Source organism: Paenibacillus nuruki (assembly GCF_001721045.1).
GTDB lineage: Bacteria > Bacillota > Bacilli > Paenibacillales > Paenibacillaceae > Saccharibacillus > Saccharibacillus nuruki.
Map to the genome: position 1 here is coordinate 90,044 of NZ_MDER01000045.1, position 17,562 is coordinate 107,605.

The 17,562-nt window shown below is 38.5% G+C and carries 14 protein-coding genes; 5 read left to right on the top strand and 9 right to left on the bottom strand.

All coding sequences use genetic code 11. From position 1 onward, the window contains the following. Window positions 1-36 precede the first annotated feature (36 nt). Complete coding sequence (locus PTI45_RS13660) at window positions 37-759, bottom strand: amino acid ABC transporter ATP-binding protein (RefSeq protein WP_069328151.1); 723 nt, start codon at window positions 757-759, stop codon at window positions 37-39. Further along, window positions 746-2,233: an ABC transporter substrate-binding protein/permease gene (locus PTI45_RS13665; RefSeq protein WP_425415580.1), complete on the bottom strand. Its 1,488-nt coding sequence runs from the start codon at window positions 2,231-2,233 to the stop codon at window positions 746-748. Before PTI45_RS13665 ends, PTI45_RS13660 begins: the two co-directional genes overlap by 14 nt. 238 nt (window positions 2,234-2,471) lie before the next feature. On the opposite strand from PTI45_RS13665, the gene PTI45_RS13670 reads away from it, so the two are divergent. The 3 genes from PTI45_RS13670 (at window position 2,472) to PTI45_RS13680 (ending at window position 6,143) form a co-directional block, all read left to right on the top strand. After that, window positions 2,472-3,641, top strand: coding sequence for a M20 family metallopeptidase (locus PTI45_RS13670; protein WP_245703485.1), 1,170 nt, complete (start codon window positions 2,472-2,474; stop codon window positions 3,639-3,641). A 61-nt stretch (window positions 3,642-3,702) separates the two neighbouring features. Next, complete coding sequence (locus tag PTI45_RS13675; protein ID WP_069328153.1) at window positions 3,703-4,785, top strand: glycine-rich domain-containing protein; 1,083 nt, start codon at window positions 3,703-3,705, stop codon at window positions 4,783-4,785. Between the two features lie 122 nt (window positions 4,786-4,907). Beyond that, entirely contained in the window at window positions 4,908-6,143 is a 1,236-nt protein-coding gene (locus tag PTI45_RS13680; RefSeq protein WP_069328154.1) for an MFS transporter, read from the top strand. A 139-nt stretch (window positions 6,144-6,282) separates the two neighbouring features. On the opposite strand, the gene PTI45_RS13685 is transcribed toward PTI45_RS13680, so the two are convergent. The 3 genes from PTI45_RS13685 to PTI45_RS13695 all read right to left on the bottom strand — a co-directional run bounded on the left by PTI45_RS13685 (window position 6,283) and on the right by PTI45_RS13695 (window position 11,192). Further along, on the bottom strand, window positions 6,283-7,584 hold the full coding sequence (locus tag PTI45_RS13685; protein WP_069328155.1) for an ABC transporter substrate-binding protein: 1,302 nt from the start codon (window positions 7,582-7,584) through the stop codon (window positions 6,283-6,285). Between the two features lie 154 nt (window positions 7,585-7,738). Further along, window positions 7,739-9,391 (bottom strand): response regulator transcription factor, encoded by a 1,653-nt coding sequence (locus tag PTI45_RS13690; RefSeq protein ID WP_069328156.1) that lies wholly within the window; start codon window positions 9,389-9,391, stop codon window positions 7,739-7,741. After that, the gene (locus PTI45_RS13695; RefSeq protein ID WP_069328157.1) at window positions 9,384-11,192 is read right to left on the bottom strand and encodes a sensor histidine kinase; all 1,809 of its coding nucleotides are present in this window, start codon (window positions 11,190-11,192) and stop codon (window positions 9,384-9,386) included. The genes PTI45_RS13690 and PTI45_RS13695 overlap by 8 nt, the downstream gene beginning before the upstream one ends. 258 nt (window positions 11,193-11,450) lie before the next feature. On the opposite strand from PTI45_RS13695, the gene PTI45_RS13700 reads away from it, so the two are divergent. Beyond that, entirely contained in the window at window positions 11,451-12,335 is an 885-nt protein-coding gene (locus tag PTI45_RS13700) for a carbohydrate ABC transporter permease (protein ID WP_206665599.1), read from the top strand. After that, the gene (locus PTI45_RS13705; protein ID WP_069328159.1) at window positions 12,335-13,165 is read left to right on the top strand and encodes a carbohydrate ABC transporter permease; all 831 of its coding nucleotides are present in this window, start codon (window positions 12,335-12,337) and stop codon (window positions 13,163-13,165) included. The genes PTI45_RS13700 and PTI45_RS13705 overlap by 1 nt, the downstream gene beginning before the upstream one ends. Before the next feature lie 233 nt (window positions 13,166-13,398). Here PTI45_RS13705 and PTI45_RS13710 read toward each other — a convergent pair whose 3' ends face one another. The 4 genes from PTI45_RS13710 to PTI45_RS13725 form a co-directional block, all read right to left on the bottom strand. Next, window positions 13,399-14,361, bottom strand: a complete 963-nt coding sequence (locus PTI45_RS13710; protein ID WP_069328160.1) for an ABC transporter substrate-binding protein — start codon at window positions 14,359-14,361, stop codon at window positions 13,399-13,401. A gap of 297 nt (window positions 14,362-14,658) precedes the next feature. Continuing rightward, window positions 14,659-15,663 (bottom strand): hypothetical protein, encoded by a 1,005-nt coding sequence (locus tag PTI45_RS13715; protein WP_069328161.1) that lies wholly within the window; start codon window positions 15,661-15,663, stop codon window positions 14,659-14,661. Between the two features lie 177 nt (window positions 15,664-15,840). Continuing rightward, the gene (locus PTI45_RS24155) at window positions 15,841-16,008 is read right to left on the bottom strand and encodes a hypothetical protein (RefSeq protein ID WP_175425184.1); all 168 of its coding nucleotides are present in this window, start codon (window positions 16,006-16,008) and stop codon (window positions 15,841-15,843) included. A 645-nt stretch (window positions 16,009-16,653) separates the two neighbouring features. Beyond that, on the bottom strand, window positions 16,654-17,337 hold the full coding sequence (locus PTI45_RS13725; RefSeq protein WP_069328163.1) for a hypothetical protein: 684 nt from the start codon (window positions 17,335-17,337) through the stop codon (window positions 16,654-16,656). Window positions 17,338-17,562 lie beyond the last annotated feature (225 nt).

Here is a 17,562-nt window from a genome sequence, read left to right on the forward strand (position 1 = left end):
TCTTTCTTTCCCATTTGTAAGTGATGGTTGATTGATTTATAATACTTTGCTTAAAAAGTCTTGTGTACGTGGATGACTTGGTGCACCGAATACTTTTTCTGGTGTACCTTGCTCTACAATTTGCCCTGCATCCATAAAGATAATACGGTCGCCTACTTCACGTGCAAAATTCATCTCGTGCGTTACGATCACCATCGTCATACCTTCATGTGCAAGCTTCTGCATGACCTCTAGCACCTCTCCAACCATTTCAGGATCGAGTGCCGATGTTGGTTCATCAAACAGCATTACATGAGGTTGCATGGCAAGTGCACGCGCAATCGCAATACGTTGCTTTTGTCCACCGGATAACTGACTTGGATACGCTTTTGATTTATCCGCTAATCCTACGGTGTGTAACAAATCTTCAGCAATTTTGTTAGCTGCATTGGTATTCATCTTTTTCACTTTGATCGGTGCAATCGTAAGATTCTGCAACACCGTTTTGTGCGGGAAAAGGTTAAAGTGCTGGAATACCATGCCCATTTTTTTGCGTGTATTATCAATATCATGCTTACGTGCTGTAATCAATTCATTTTCAAAATGAATCTCACCTGCTGTAGGTTGCTCTAACAAGTTGAGACAACGTAAAAAGGTACTTTTACCTGATCCACTTGGTCCAATAATAACAACCACTTCACCTTGAGCGATATCCATATCGATACCTGTTAACACTTCATTTTTACCGTAAGACTTTTTAAGACCTTTAACGTTGATCACTTGCACTCAACCTCCGTTCTACAATACCTAGTAGTTTGGACAATATAAATGTCATTACAAAGTAAATCGCTGCTGCGATAATAAGCGGGCTTAATGCAGAGTACGTTATACTACGTACAGCCTGTGCTTGGAACATCAAGTCTGCTACTCCGATAAAGGATACAATCGATGATTCTTTAATAATAACGACAAATTCATTACCGATTGCCGGCAATACACTTTTGATCGCTTGTGGAATAATAATATGACGCATCGTTGCACCATAAGACATACCCAGTGAACGTGCTGCTTCTGTCTGTCCACGGTCCACACCTTGAATACCAGCACGGAAAATTTCAGCCAGATAAGCAGAACTATTAATAGATAATGTGATAATACCAGATTCAAGCACCGTAAAGTTAATATTAAACGCTTGAGCAATACCATAATGAATAATCAACAACTGAACGAGCATTGGTGTACCACGTAAAATTTCAATATACGTCATCGCTAACCAACGGAATACCGAGATTTGGGATAAACGTAACAACGATACAATCAATCCAATAATAAATCCGAACAATACACCCATTGCTGATAAGAACAATGTGTATTGAATCCCTTGCCAGTAGTAATTACGATAATCCCAGAAAATTTGAAAAATATTAGGTTTGGGCTTATCTTTGATTTGTTCTGCTGTCTCGCCTGTTGATTCACCTGAATTTAATTTGAATGCATCATTTACAAATTTATCAACTTCATTGTTAGCTTTGAGTGTGGCTAATGTTTTGTTAATTTGACCTAGTAATTCCGTATTCCCTTTTTGCACAGCGATTGCCATAGGCGTATCACTATCTGGAATTTGAATATCTGTTATCGCAAGATCTGGATGATTCAGTACTTGTCCATCCGCTACAGGGCCTTCCATAACCGCTGCATCTACACGATTGGATTCCAACTGCAACATAATATCAGACACTTTATCAACCGGAGATAATTTAGCTCCTTCTATGCCTTTTGCGATATCTTGTTGAATAGATCCTCTTTGTACACCGATCGCAGCCCCTTTAAGACTTTCCATCGTTTTAAATTTAGTTGTGTCTTCTGCACGAGTGACAATAACCTGGCGAGAAATATAATACGTATCCGAGAAATCCACATTTTGACGACGTTCATCCGTTGGTGTCATGCCCGAGATGATCATATCAATCCGACCGCTATCTAATGCAGGTAATAGACTGTCAAAAGCGATATCTTGAATTTGAAGTTCAGCTCCCATATCAGCAGCGACTCGCTTGGCGATCTCTATATCTGAACCGACAATCTCATCTTTACCATTGATATTTTTACGAAATTCATAAGGTGCAAAGTCTGCACTCAAACCTACCACTATTTTTTTGCCTGTATCTTGCGCTGCTGATGCCATAGGAGCAACTACTAGAAATACAATCAACACACTAAAGCAAAGCGCAAATAACGATTTACATACTTTCAATTTTTTTATCCCCTTCCATATTATCAATGCAGACGATGCCGTCTACCGGATCGAAGTAAGTGTTCCTACAATCATATCCATTTAAACAATTTAGTTAAAAAGTCTAACCGGGTTATTATAAATGAATATGTATGATTATTCAATCATTTTATAATCAGTTATGTTCCACTTTATGATATACTACTTTGGTCTAAACATTATATGATGACTTCTAAAGGAGACGATGCAATTGTCCGTTATATCAACCCTCAAAACTCAAATAGGTACAACAATTGATCAGCATGCCGAGCGCTTCAAAGCTGTTTCTACATATATAGGGCAAAACCCTGAGCTTGGTAATGAAGAGTTCAAAGCTTCAGCTAGACTGAAAGAAGAATTGTTATTTCATGGATTTGAAATTGAAGCACCGATCTTAGGAATAGAGACTGCATTTATCGCTACATATACAGCTCCAAAGTCAGGTCCTATTGTTGCGTTGTTATGCGAATATGATGCATTACCTGAAATTGGACATGCTTGTGGACATCACTTAATTTGTATGATGAGTGTAAGTGCAGCTGTAGGTCTCAAATCGGTAATAGATGAACTGGGTGGCACGATTCGTGTCTATGGCACACCAGCAGAAGAAACACGTGGTGCTAAAGTGCCCATGGCAGCGGCGGGATTATTTGACGATTGTGATTTTGCGATGATGGCACATCCTTATTATGCCTATGAAGAATCAGGGATTTCTTTAGCTATGGATGCTTTACAATTTGAGTATTTTGGCAAATCTGCTCATGCAGCAGCCAGTCCTCAACATGGTATTAATGCGTTAGATGGTGTATTACAACTGTTCAATGGAATCAATGCATTACGTCAACAGACACGTAGTGATACACGAATTCATGGCATTATTAATCAAGGTGGTGTAGCCGCTAATATTATACCGGACTACGCTTCTGCTCAATTCTATATCCGTTCTGCTAGTCGGGAGTATACGAATGAATTAGTAGAAAAAGTAAAACGTGTAGCTGAAGGTTCCGCTTTACAAACAGGATGTACACTAAAAGTATCCAATTATGAATATTCGTATGATGAATTAATAACGAATACGACGTTATCTGAAGCATTTACAAATAATCTGGTATCCCATGGTATTGCACGTTCTGATATTCATAGCGGTAAAGATGCAGGTTCGCTAGATCTAGGAAATGTATCTACACATTGCCCTGCTATTCACCCTTATATTCAAGTCACCACAGAAAAGCATGAATTGCATAGTATTGGATTCCGTGATCGTGCTCAGCAACCGGAAGCTTTAGAAGCGATGATATTTGGGGGTAAAGTTCTGGCAGAAACGGCATACGATGTAATCAGTCAGCCTGAATTGTTACAACAAATTAAGCAAGAATTTGCAGCACGATAAGTGACCATTTTAAGCGTATTTTTCAAAATCAGCTTATGTTAAAAGACAGGAGTGATTGTGAATGTCCTTTGATCTTTTATTACTATTAGCCTTTATCGTTTTGTTTATTATCATGTTCCGTAGAATCGCTCGCAAAAATTGGGGTCGATCATGGACACTTCAATCGGATCAACGCTTTTTCCAGTCTGCTGTTGCTGCGCCTACATTGATTGTGCCTGCCGGGCATCCTTGTGTACCGTTAGCTCTTAGACTCGAAAGAGCTTTACCTAATGACTATGCTCATCAATTAAGGCAACGTGTCTTCACAGAACATCCTGACATGACAGAGGAAGAATGGAATTGGCGGTGGGTCGAGATGCGTCGGTATTTCCTGATCTGCGCCTTATTCAAGCAAATGCCAATGTTCAGTAGTAAAGTCGATGATATCTGGCATGAAATGTTGATGTTTACAAGAGAGTATCAGCAATTTTGTGAGCAATTTTTTGGATACATGTTGCATCATTCTCCGCATGGACAATCAGTATCCCAACCGGATCAACGTGCGCTTTTTGATTGGACGTATTCACAATTATTTCCGATGACTCGTGCAAATTCTAAATTATGGAATGGATTTTTCAATTATCCATTGCCACAGGCAACGATGAATAATTTGTATTCTTTTAATGAGTATCGAATTGATCATAGTCTGTTTAACCGCCAAACATTCAATAATGTTCCTGAATCCAAAACGGTCATCCTTTATTTGAGTAAACAATTTCGAGATCATAATCAACAAGCAGTGCAAAAAACACCACCTGCTAAGTATGATAAGCAAAACAAAAATCAAACCTATGATACCGGTAATTACACTTCACCTAGTGATAATTACGGTCTAGGACTATCCGGTTGTGCGGCGGTGTATTATTCTCAGAACGATGTACAGCATTTCTGTTCGTCTGTGAATACCTATTTGCCAGCAGATGTGCAGACCTTGCAATCGTATAGTTCTAGTTCTTCTTGTGGTACAGGTTATGTTTCCACCGATAACTCTAATCATCATAATTCTCATCATTCATCAGATCACCATAGTGGTCCTGATTCAGGTGGGAGTTCGTGTAGCAGTGATAGTTCATGTAGTAGTTGTGGTGGCGGTGGTGGTGATTAAGTCGATTGATCTTATTGTTGAACCCAACGTTTCATACAGACTTGTTCTGTATATTTATTGGTGAGAGCGCTTTATAAAACATTTCTATACAATAAACAAATGATATGGTGGAGGATTATCGTATGGCTCGTTCTTTTTTTTCACGCTTGGAAGGCAACAGTCGCGGCTGTCTTGCCTTTGAACCTTTTTTTCTGATTCCTTATAGTATGTTTGCTACGTATGCGACATTGTATATGTATCAACTGGGAATTAGTGAAACGAATATTGGCTGGATCACGACGATCAGTCTAATATTTCAAGTATTTTCTTCGTTTATTAGCGGTTATTTAACAGATCGTATGGGACGTAAAAAAGCACTGTTGTACTTTGATATATTTAGTTGGAGTGTAGCTACTCTTGTATGGGCCGTATCGCAAAACTTTTGGTTTTTCCTTGTTGCTGCAATTATTAATGGGTTTCAACGGGTTCCTGCGACTTCATTTTATTGCTTACTTGTCGAAGATACGAAGCCAGGTGATCGAACGTATATATTCACATTACTTCAGATTATTGGCGTGATCGGCGGTCTCTTCGCTCCTCTAGGCGGTCTACTGGTATATGAATATGGATTGGTATCTGGAATGCGGATTATGTATGTGATTGCTTTTGTACTGATGACCTTTCAATTTATCGGTCGCCATGTGACTACACGTGAGACAGAGATGGGTTATCGCAAAATGAAAGAAACACGTGAATTGGGACTCAAGCAAAGTCTGGTTGACTATAGCGGTGCGATTCATGATATTTTGCAAAGCAAAGGGTTATTGTTGATTTTCAGTGTGTATATTTTGTTCAATTTCCAGACCACTCTCAAAACAACCTACCTCTCACTCTATCTTGCAGATTATCTACATATTGACGATGGGATCATTTCACTCGTCCCAGCGATTTCGTCATTGATTATGTTGCTGACCTTATGGTTACTGACTCCGCGTATACCGGAAGGTGCTGTATACAAATCAATGATGGCTGGCTTTGCTCTGTCTGTTGTTTCCAATGTAATGCTTGTATTCGGCCCTGTACACAATCTAATCTGGATTGGAATCAGTACCATTTTAGCAGCCATCGGTATGATGATCAGCTCTCCCTACTTGGAGACAGCTGTAGCCAATGCTATTGATGATGAAAAGCGTGCCAAAATCTTCTCTATGCTATCTGTATTAATCCTACTCTTCACTTCACCTGCCGGAATTATCGGAGGATGGGCATATACGCTTGATCCACGGATTCCGATCTGGTTGATTACAGGTGCTTTTGTCGGTTCATACTTGTTAATTTTGATGTATCGTCAAGGCGTTAAGCGTGTACGTGCAGTATAAATATGTATTAAAAAGGGACTTGATGATATATACAAAATATCTTTTTGGTTCCACGTATTAAAAGTCCCTTATTTTCAATTCAAAAAGCATCTTCTCCTCTGCATGTTAATAACAGAGAAAGAAGATGCTTTCTTTTATATTACTGAGCCGATCCTAATTGAATCCAAGCTTGTTGAATTTCTTCGACGGCTTGATCTTTGGTTTTACTTTTGCCAATATACGCTTGCATAATCTCGCCGAATTTCTGGTGGAACGTATCTAACGAATAGTTGACCGATAGATCGCCAGATTTTTCGGTTTTTAAGATTTCTTCCATTTCTTTAGGCATTTGCAAGTCTGGAAGTGGAGCATCTTTGATCGGTGGAATTACTTTGGCGACTTGAGAAAACCAGTTTTTACCGTAATCTGACGTATACAACCAGTTGAAGAATTCGATGGTTTCTTTGGCTACAGGAGAGTCAGCGTTAATACGTAACGCTTGATCTGCGCCTGTAATAATCATCGATTGATCGGCTTTGTCACTAACAGGGTAACCCATAATACCCATTTTGAAGTCAGGATTGATCTTAATAATCGCTTCTTCATCCCAAGCGCCTTTACCTGTCATTATCGCTGCTTTACCTGAAGCAAAGTCACTTACTTCTGCATTGCTATCACGTTCTAGTGGCTTATCTGTACCATACTGAACGGTCGTATCAATAAAAGCAAAGAAGTTATTGTATAATGCAGGGTATTCTTTAATCGTCGTTTCACCTGCAATAAATTTATTGACCAAATCTTTGGAAGTCACACCTGCATCCAGTGCCGCTACATCTACATAGTGTTGGAAAATATGTTTCCATACCCACCATTCTTTGTAAGCGTTCGCAAAAGGAGTAATACCTTTTGCCTCTAATTTTTTGATCGCTTCATCCATCTCTGCGATCGTTTTGGGAGGTTCTGTAATACCTGCTTTGGCAAATAAATCTTTGTTGTAAATCAGTGCGAACAGATTGCCTTTGACCGGTAAGCCCAACACTTTACCATCGGTAGATGTCATATTGGTACGTACCGCATCAGTCATTGCTGCCGCAAGCGGTTCGTTGGTTAAATCTGCACTGTAATCAGCATACGTATCAATATCTCCACCTGCCGTCGTCTGGAATACATCCGGTGTACTTCCCGCTGCGATACGAGATTTGAGAATGGTATTATAGTCGGCTTGCATAATTTCTAGATTGATCGTCACATTGGGTTTTACTTTTTTGTATTCTTCGATATAAGCATTGAATGCATCGGTGTACTCTGGAGAAGCAGTGAACATATTGATCGTTACTGCACCATCTGTACTTCCTCCTGAAGAAGCGCTATTGTCTGTTGTATCTGTACTGTTACCACAAGCGGCTAACATGGATAAGCTCAGCACAAGGGTAATAGGTAAGACCATCATCTTTTTGAACATATATCTGCCCCCATCTTTCAAATTCGTACGCACATAGCATTCATCATTCAATGCCTCTGCTGTACGGTATAGTCTTATTCTAGTGAAACTCTATTCAGATAAAAATGTAGATAAGTAATCTATTAAGGGTAAAAAAGTGAATTTATGAATACGCTTACTTATTTGCTATTGTCGATAATTGAGATCTATATTCTGAAGGCGATAATTGATAATAATTGCGAAAAGCTTTACTAAAATAGTTTTTATCTTTGTAGCCCAGCATTTCGGATATTTCTTGTATTTTGAGTCCTTCTTCATTCAATAGCGTTTTGGCTTTCTCCATCCGTAACTGTTGTACATATTCATGAATCCCCATCTGATATTCTTGCTTAAATAACTTCATCAAGTACTCGCGGCTCAAGTAATATTTATCGGTAAACATCGAAATTTTGATGTCTTCAAAATAATGCTGATCAATATACGACCGAATATCACTGATATGAAAAGACTGCCGACTTCCTCCAGATTGGCGTACCTTTTCTGCATAATACGTAATAATATCGTGAACATGTTGTTCCCACTCAGCCATATTTATAATATCGAGTAAATACGTCTGTATTCGTTCTTTGCGTTGGCTAGCAATAGTTCCATCTGATTCTAATGACCTCTGATCCAGTTCTCTGGTGATCTCATACAATTGCCCTTCCAAATCATCCAAACTATATTCCGCCATATACAGACTCAGATAAGGAGACTGCTTCATCATGCTGATACATTCATCAGCAATTCGATGAATTTGAGGAAAATGTCCATTTTCAAGCAACGTTCGTATCTGAGACATTCGTGAGCATAAGCTATGCGACTCTACTTTAGAAGCACGTTGTTCATAAGGGATGATTAATGAGCGATTGAATTCCAAAATATTGACTTGCTCAATCATATGTTTTCCTTGCTCATAAGCAGTCGCTAACTGCTGAATATCATTAGACGGCTTACCTGTACCTGCGATAATTTGAATATCTAGCAACTGTTCCAAATTCTGAATTGAACTCCGAACCCTTTGTTGTACAGCATAATGAAGTTCTTGAGGATATGCATGCCGTGCGTGATAGATCAGAATCATTTCACGTTCGAGTCGCTGATTCGCAAAACAGAAATAGTGGACTCCATCTTCAGTACATTCATTCAGCACATTCGCAATCGCAAAGTGTAATAAACTGGTATCTCCATAAAAGCGATGACGGTGTACTTGCTCCAAGTTTAGAATACGCAATACAACTGCTCCATGATAACAGTTCTTATCTTCTGCTCCAATCATCGCTAACATCTCTTCGTTCCCTTGCTTTTTGAATCGTTTCTCGATCAGCGATTGATAGATCGTTTCTTTTAGCTTGGGTACAGACATATTAAGTGTGCGATGTTGTTGTATATTGTGCTGATTCTGTTGCTGGCGTTGTTGTAACAGATGAACCGCTTTGCGTAACGTATCATTTAATTCATGTCGATTGACAGGCTTGAGCAAATAATCTAATACTTTTGAACGGATAGCTTGATGAGTATATTCGAAATCGTTATATCCACTAATCACAATCGTTAACATATCGGGATAGTCTTGTTCGACTTTTTGCAGAAATTCAACGCCATTCATTCCCGGCATCTTCATATCAACTATCACTAGATCAATAGGATGTTCACGTAACATGGATAATCCTACTTGGCCATTGATTGCTTCATAGATATGGCTAATCTCCAGACTATCCCACTCTCCCAATATGCGAATTGCTTCACGCAACGGTTCTTCATCATCCAGAATCAAAATACTATACATAAGATTTGCCCCCTTGTGGTATATACATGCTTAATTCTGTTCCTGTGTGATTGCTCTGAATCAGTAAACCTGCTTGTTCCCCGTATAAAATTTGTAGTCGTGTATGCAGATTTTGCAGCCCTATATGACTGCCTTCACGCTCGATAAATGTTTGTTCAAATGAAGACAGCACTTGCTGTAACCGTTCTGGCGAAATACCGGGTCCATTATCTCGTACCGTAATCAGTACATCTTGATGAGTTAAATGAGCTGTAATTGTAATCATCACGGGTTCAGACACTTGTTCAACCGCATGCTTGATCGAATTTTCAACTAACGATTGAATTGATAATTTGGGGATCGGTAACTGAAGCAAAGAATCGTCCCAATCAACTGTCATCTGTAGGCGACTACCAAAGCGTGCTTTTTGTAAAGAAAGATAGCGTTCGATATGCTTGAGTTCTTCACTAGCCATTACGATATCTTTACCACCGATACAATAACGAAGTGTTTGCGCTAGATTATCGACCATATCCGCTATATCTAATCTGCCACTTCGCAGGGCTTTGGTTGAAATCGCTTGGAGAGCATTATAGAGGAAATGAGGATTAAGTTCAGCTTCAAGCGCTTTCAAAATCGCATTTTGTTCTACTAATTTCATTCGATAACGTTCATTAATAAGTTCATTGGTATTGCGCACCATATCGTTAAAATGTCGGGTGAGATGAGCAATCTCGTCTTGCCCTTTGACAGTGGCTTCAATCTCAAATTCTCCACTACTGAATCGATTCATCTGTTTGGATAAATGCCCTAAAGGACGTGTAATTTCATTTGCCAAAATCGTTACCAATGCAAATGCAATCAGCAAGAATCCTGCACCAATCAAATAACTCAGATTACGTGTAGTATTAGCGACTTCATAAATCTGGCTATACAAAATAGGCTTCATTAATGTCCATTGATTGGGCTTCGATTGATTGTACATGACCATATAACGCTCATGATCGATTGTCGATGTTAACGGATCACTGGTTTGATTTTGCAACTGGGTAATCAGACCACTAGCCACCATCGACTGATAAAAAGCAGGATCGTCTACATAAAAAGGAATATGATTAGCATCTGTAAAAATAAGGTGTTCACCTTCATGGATCGAAGTATCTTGCAAAATCGTATCTCGCGCAGAAGGATTAACATAGAAAGTCAAAATCGCCTGCGGTTGGCGAGAAGCTATCGAACGTAGCACCCGATGATACGCCATAAAGCTATCTTGCTGTATTGAATCATTGGGCTCTACCGGAGTGAGTGCCAGAGATTGAAAATATTGATTGTCCGCTTGTTGGAGTACATGGGTATACCACGGTTGATTGACTATCTCACTATCATATCCAGAACGAGAAGCGATATTATATGATTCACGACTGACCGAGTAATATTTCTTTTCTTTGACCATATATAGAGAAATGGCATTCAGATCACTACGTCCAAAATACAGTCGGCGCAAATAATTTTCCAGATACATCCGTGAAGCATACTCTTCTTTCTCATTCACAATCGCATGAATGAGATCATCATATTGCAGTTGTGGCAAAGAATACTGGGCGATTCCTTCCATATAATCTTGCAAATTACGATTGACTAGCAGTAAATTATTAGCGGTACTGTCAATACTATTCTTCACTGACTCTTTGCGAATCATCTGGTAAGAGATCACCGTTAATGAAGTCACCACCAAAATAATAACAGATGTGAATAAGATCACGAGCTTATATAACAATCGACTAGATAATAGATTCCAGATAGCCGTTACTCGTGACTTCATTGCTATAGCATATCGCCTAAAATAGGGATGAGTATTCGTCAAGCTACTGTTTACCTTTCTCCCCATTCCCTGTTCATCTCCTATCATTGTATTTCTTTTGCTGTTCACCTTTTTACCCTTAACTGTTTTCTTAAATCCATTTTGAAGAGCGTAACGCCATTCTATAATACAAGTATCAGAAAAAGCTATACATTTTATGTAACCGCTTTATTCTAGAATACGATATCGGATATTATTTTTAGGAAAGAGGTATAGATAATGAAAATGGGGCGAAAATGGTCTGATCGATTGCAATTTGGCATATTTACTTTACCTGTGCTGATCTGTATTGCAGTTGCTTTTTATATTCCATTCGTAATGACCGTACGTTATTCATTGACCAAATGGAATGGCATCGCCAAGCATCCTAAATTTGTTGGACTCGATAATTTTGAGCGGATTTTTACAGGCGATGCGAACTTTAGCAGTGCAGCATGGTTCACCATCAAATATATGGTGCTTTATATTGTACTGGTTAATGTGTTAGCGATTGTACTGGCGTTAATTCTAGATATGAAATTACGTTCAACCACATGGCTACGGGCAGCATTTTTTGTGCCTTACATTTTGAGTCTGGTGATTGTCGGCTTTATCTGGAAATTTATTTTCATGCAAGGATTTGAATCGCTTGGAGCTACGACAGGCTGGGGTATTTTTGCAATGAGCTGGTTAGGTGAACCTGGGCTTGCCTTTATCTCGATTCTGGGAGTATCGATCTGGCAATCGGTCGGATTTTATATGGTGATCTATATTGCAGGCTTGCAAGCGGTACCTGAAGACCTCAAAGAAGCAGCAACTGTTGATGGTGCAGGTGCTTTCCGCAAATTTTTCAGTATTACATTACCTCTACTCGCTCCATCGATTACGATATCGGTCTTTATGGCACTCACAAACTCGATCAAAGTATTCGATGTTATCCTTTCATTGACCGGTGGTGGACCTGGTGGAACCACATACAGTGTCGCTTATGATATTTATCGAGATACGTTCCAAAATAATCTATATGGCTATGGTACAGCCAAAGCACTTGTCTTATTTATAGCCGTACTTGTAATCACATTTATTCAACTCGGTATCTTCAAACGCAGGGAGGTTGAAGCCTGATGACATCTGCCAAAACAGGTCGTATTATTCTCGAAATTGTGATGATCATACTGTCACTATTATTCTTGTATCCGCTTATTCTGGCGATTATTAACTCGTTCAAAAGCTTTTCCGAAGTGATGAGCGATGTGATTGCTATGCCTCAACAATTTAATTTAGATAACTATGCGTATGTATGGAAATATATCAATTACCCTCGCTTATTTATCAATAACACCATTATTACTGTGATTGGTTTGGTCGGGATTATTTTGTTCTCGTCTGTAGCTGCTTACAAATTATCACGTACGAATTCCAAGTGGAGCAATACGATCTATCTACTCTGTATTGTGCCTATGTTGATTCCATTTCAGTCGATTATGCTAACTGTATTGCAATTAGCCAAAAGTCTTCATTTATCAGACAGCACATGGGGATTAGGCATTCTATACTGGGGATTCGGCGCACCACTTGCTATCTTTATTTACCATGGATTTGTTAAAGGGATTCCTCGCGAAATAGATGAGAGTGCTACGATTGATGGCGCTTCTGGATTTAAGCTATTTTTCTTAGTCATCTTCCCTCTACTCCAATCGGTGACCACCACTATTATTATTATTGATGTGATGTGGATCTGGAATGACTTTCTGTTACCGTTATTGATGGTGAATGGTTCTCCTGCCACCAAAACGCTAACTCTTGCCGCTTATACGTTTGTCGGACAATATACATCGGATTGGCAATATGCGATGACAGCTATGGTTATGGCGGTGTTACCTTCGATTATTGTATTTGTATTATTACAAAAGTATATTGTTAGAGGCGTAGTCGCAGGTGCAGTAAAAGGTTGATTTGCGAAACATAGATGGATATCAATAAATACTTCTCCGATGCTTATCCAAAAGAAATCGTTTGTTAAAATACAAAAGGGAGATATCGAGCGCACATAGGCTGCTCGATATCTCCCTTTCTGGTGTATCTATCAATCTACTTATGAACAATCCATCTAATAGATCATTTTATGACTCTAAATCTATCTGATACTTCAATCCAATGAATATTCTTATTAATCAGATATGCTAAATTACTGGCTTTTCACTTTACCGTTTATAAAATCCAGTGCATTTTGTCCAATCTTTTCAGCAGGAGTAATCCCACGGAAGCGAGTCCAGATATCACGATCTACCATAAAGACTTGATTGTTTTTAGCTGCTTTCAAGTTTTTCCAAACAGGTGTTTCTTTCCACTTGTTGGTGATGGCTTCAGAATCATCGGTTGCAATAAAAATAATATCAGGATCAAGCGTAGTTAACGTCTCTAGACTTAGTTCAACATAAGGCTCATCTGTATTAGAGATGGCATTTTGGAAGCCCATTTCTGTCATAACTTGTCCAGCATAAGAATCGGATGTATGAACATCGAATCCATCTTTACGTGCTACACCGATCAATACTTTTTTGCTACCCATAGCTTCTACTTGTTTTTTCAGATCAGCCATAATCTGATCATGTTGCTTCACTCGTGCGTCAGCTTCTTTTTCTTTGCCGACTGCTTTGGCAATCACTTTGAAATCATCAATACTTTCAGCATAAGAACCTTTACGACTGTTCAATACAATCGTAGGCGCAATCTGATCCAATTGCTCTTTGATCTTTGTATGACGATCACTATCTGCAATAATCAGATCAGGTGAAGCTTCGGTGATTTTTTCTAAGTCTGGTGTCTCACGTTTACCTAAAGGCATATAGTCAAATGCTTTACCTGCTAATTTGGTCATTGCTTCTGGCTTATCATCATCAGCGATTCCGATCGGTGTAACACCAAGTGCCAATAGATCATCTGCAAATGACCATTCCAACGCCACTACTTTTTGAGCAGGTGCAGGCAATGTTGTTGTTCCTATCGTATCTTGAATCGTAATCGCATTGGCGTTATTCGTTGTCGTTGCTACTGTCTGATTCGCTGTACTGGTATTTCCGCAACCTGCCAAAATTGCTGTAATCGCACCCACTGTCAATATCGTTTTTGTTAATTTTTTCAGTATCATGTTCCTGTCTCCTTCATATCCGTACCATTATCTTTTGTATTTTTGTGATAATGATAATTATTCTCAACGTTTGCTATTATAATACGTTGTTCCTTTAAAGTAAACATGTAATGTAAATTCATGAAACAAAGCATTGTATATATTCAAATTCTTTAAGCATTTGTGAGATACAACTGTAAAAACTGCAAAAAGGAAGCCGACTAATACAGATCGGCTTCCTTCTACTTGATAGCGTAGGCATGCTTAGTATAGAAATAGTCAGTCTACTTCTATCATACATAGCGTTATAGCTTTAACTTAGTTGGTATCTTTATAAATCGAGGTACTATCCCAATCACGGTGTACATAGGAGATTGGATTGTCGATCGTTCCATACCATTTGTTGTTTCTAAAATCGCTAGACTCTGGGTACTGTGTCCATGGATAAGCCTGGTCTTGATAAAATAAAGATACTTGTACATTATCATAGCGTTGATTCATTGTACGACCTTCGATATTGGTACCGTCAAAAGCTTTCTTGGCAATCGAAGTTACTTTTTTCACTGAAGTCGAATTTGCATCACTATCCTTGAATTTCGTAGGCGCAATTGTGACTTGTGTGCCACCCACGACCATATATGCATTGTAATACGTATCCGATGTTGCCGTTTTCGCTAAATAGAACTGTACGCTATTGATCCGGTTGCCATCATACTTCTGGTATGCGGAATCAGCATAGTAAAATCCATTGGAACGAATATAAGGCAACCATCTAAATGTACCTGTCTGATAAGCATATCCAGCTTCTATTGAAGCATTATCAGAATCAAATCCATAATAAACCCATGGCTGTTCGCCTGCACCTAGACCGCTTACTTTAGGAAGTGTAATGTCTGATGTAATACTGTCAAAGCCAGAGTACGCCAATTGCTTGCGCTCAAAAGCTCCTGTTGTACCACCATTTACATCTTTGACCGCAGGGCCATTACCACTAGTCGGTGGACTTGGTTGATCGCCAACACGCGAAGCTTCAATATCATCATCTTTTTTAGCGGCTCCTAGATAGCCACGTTTGGAACTATACACCTGACCATCTGTACTCATATACAAATAATCCGCATTTTCAAGCTTCTGTACTTCTTTGGATGCACTAGCATCATTACTGGAATTAGTTACCGTCTGATCCATCACGACTTGCTTTTGTTTTTCAAAAAAAGCATTATCGACTTTCAACGGATCAGCAGAAGCTGTATGTACAGCTGTGAGCGATGCTCCTAACATGAGCATAATGCTCATCATTCGTAATGTCTTTACTTTTTTCATGCGTACATTCCTCTCTGTTGTGTAAATATAGCTGACTACCCTCTTGCCTTATCTATACTAGGTAATCAAATCATATAACGTTCATTGTTACGTGACTATTCTATAAGAAAACGAGTCAGATAGCAAAAATCGCTTTTTAGTTATTCAATTATGGACTACTTTATTATTCAAATACGATTAAATATGTAAAAGATAAACTTGAGCTAATTTGATTAAATCTATCGTTGCAAAGAAGGAGGAATTCTCAACGTCGGCTTTGAACTGAACGGTGCCGCTGATAATGATTTGATTTTCGGAGAGTCCCCACACTTCTTCCATCGCATAACGAACAACTTCGACCATCATTTTAACAAACATCTCTGTTTTGCTACGAAGTTCTTTCTCTTACTTCACGGACACTATCCTTTCTTCTTAGATACCTTTTTCTTTTTTGAATGGATTAAACATACTTCTCATTCTCTCTTTTTTAAGGATAAACGCAAAAAAGCCGATCTTCGCATGAAAAATTCATGAAAAATCGGCTTTAAAATACGTTTTACTTTTAAATAAAAACCTGATCTTAGAAAAACTTTCAGTAACTTCGATCCTTGTCTCCAGCAAACGGGAGTGACGGACGAGAAATTTAGGTCTGCTTTTACCTCTCCTCTCTTTGGTCTCTTGATCAATCGAAAGATTAGCAGGATTGAAGACTTACGCTCATTCCAAAATGGGAACTTCCTTTTTATTTTCATAACATTGTGAAGAGAAACTTCAAAGAAAAAGGGAAACCTTCATCCCCGGCAAGCAGGAGTCTAAGGGTGAAATAAAAAGCAATTTAAAATTAGTATAAAAGAAAAGAGTATGCAAGGACTTGTTTAGTTAAAACACAAGCCGCACTCCTAATATTGTACTTTCACAATATAGAATGCGACTTGTGTTATTAAAGCTATTCTAGAGTTCATCAAAAACAAGTTTTACTAAAACAACAAATCATTGAAAGCCCGTATATTATTAAGCAGGATATACTTTAGCAGTGACAAAGGTTACTACCCCTGCTGTCCCACCCCAAAAAGCATCAAGATACACACCTCTTCCTTGATCTGCGTAAAGAACTTGACCACCTTTTATTAAGTAAACACCAACCAGAACGTTTGCTACCCACCCATAAATACCTAATTTAGTAAGTATCGCGTTCAATACGCCTGTGGTAATAGATCCACCACCAGTTAGATACAATGGATGATTTTTTATATCTTGGATAAGCTGATGAGAGAAGTAATAACGGTAGCCCCACCAAAATATTTCTTGGTCGGCGTATGATGAAGTATTGATGCTCTTAATTGTGATTCCTGAAGAGGGTTGTACATAAGTAATTTTAATCCCTTTATCCCCCACAACAGCATGAACTTGATCATTTTCTAAGGCTAATTTTGCTTGTGAATTAGCATCTTGTAAAGCAGTAGTAACAAGAGCCAATTCATCTGTATTCAATACTTGAGATGCTGATGGAGAAAGTTTGAATTGGGAATCTTCGAAAATAACATATGGATCAGCTTTTTGTTGCAGTTCTACGCTGATTTCACCCACAGATGTAGCAGTTGATGAAATTTCTGACAGATTTGCAGCTGAAACAGAAGATACGACAGTTCCCATAAGAATAACGCTAGACATAGTTGCTAATACGATTTTTTTCATTTTTATTCTCCTTTTCAAAATATGTATTTAAACCTTAAAAACTATCATAGTTACTTAGTCAAGCTGATGCGTTCTCTTTCTTTTTCTATCCTCCTTTTCTAAAATATGTATTTACACCTTAAAACTATCATAATTATAATTACTTAGTCAAGCTGATACGATTTTTATTATTAAATATGTATTTTATTTCTTTTGTAAATATTGTATTTGTCGAATGTTTCATTG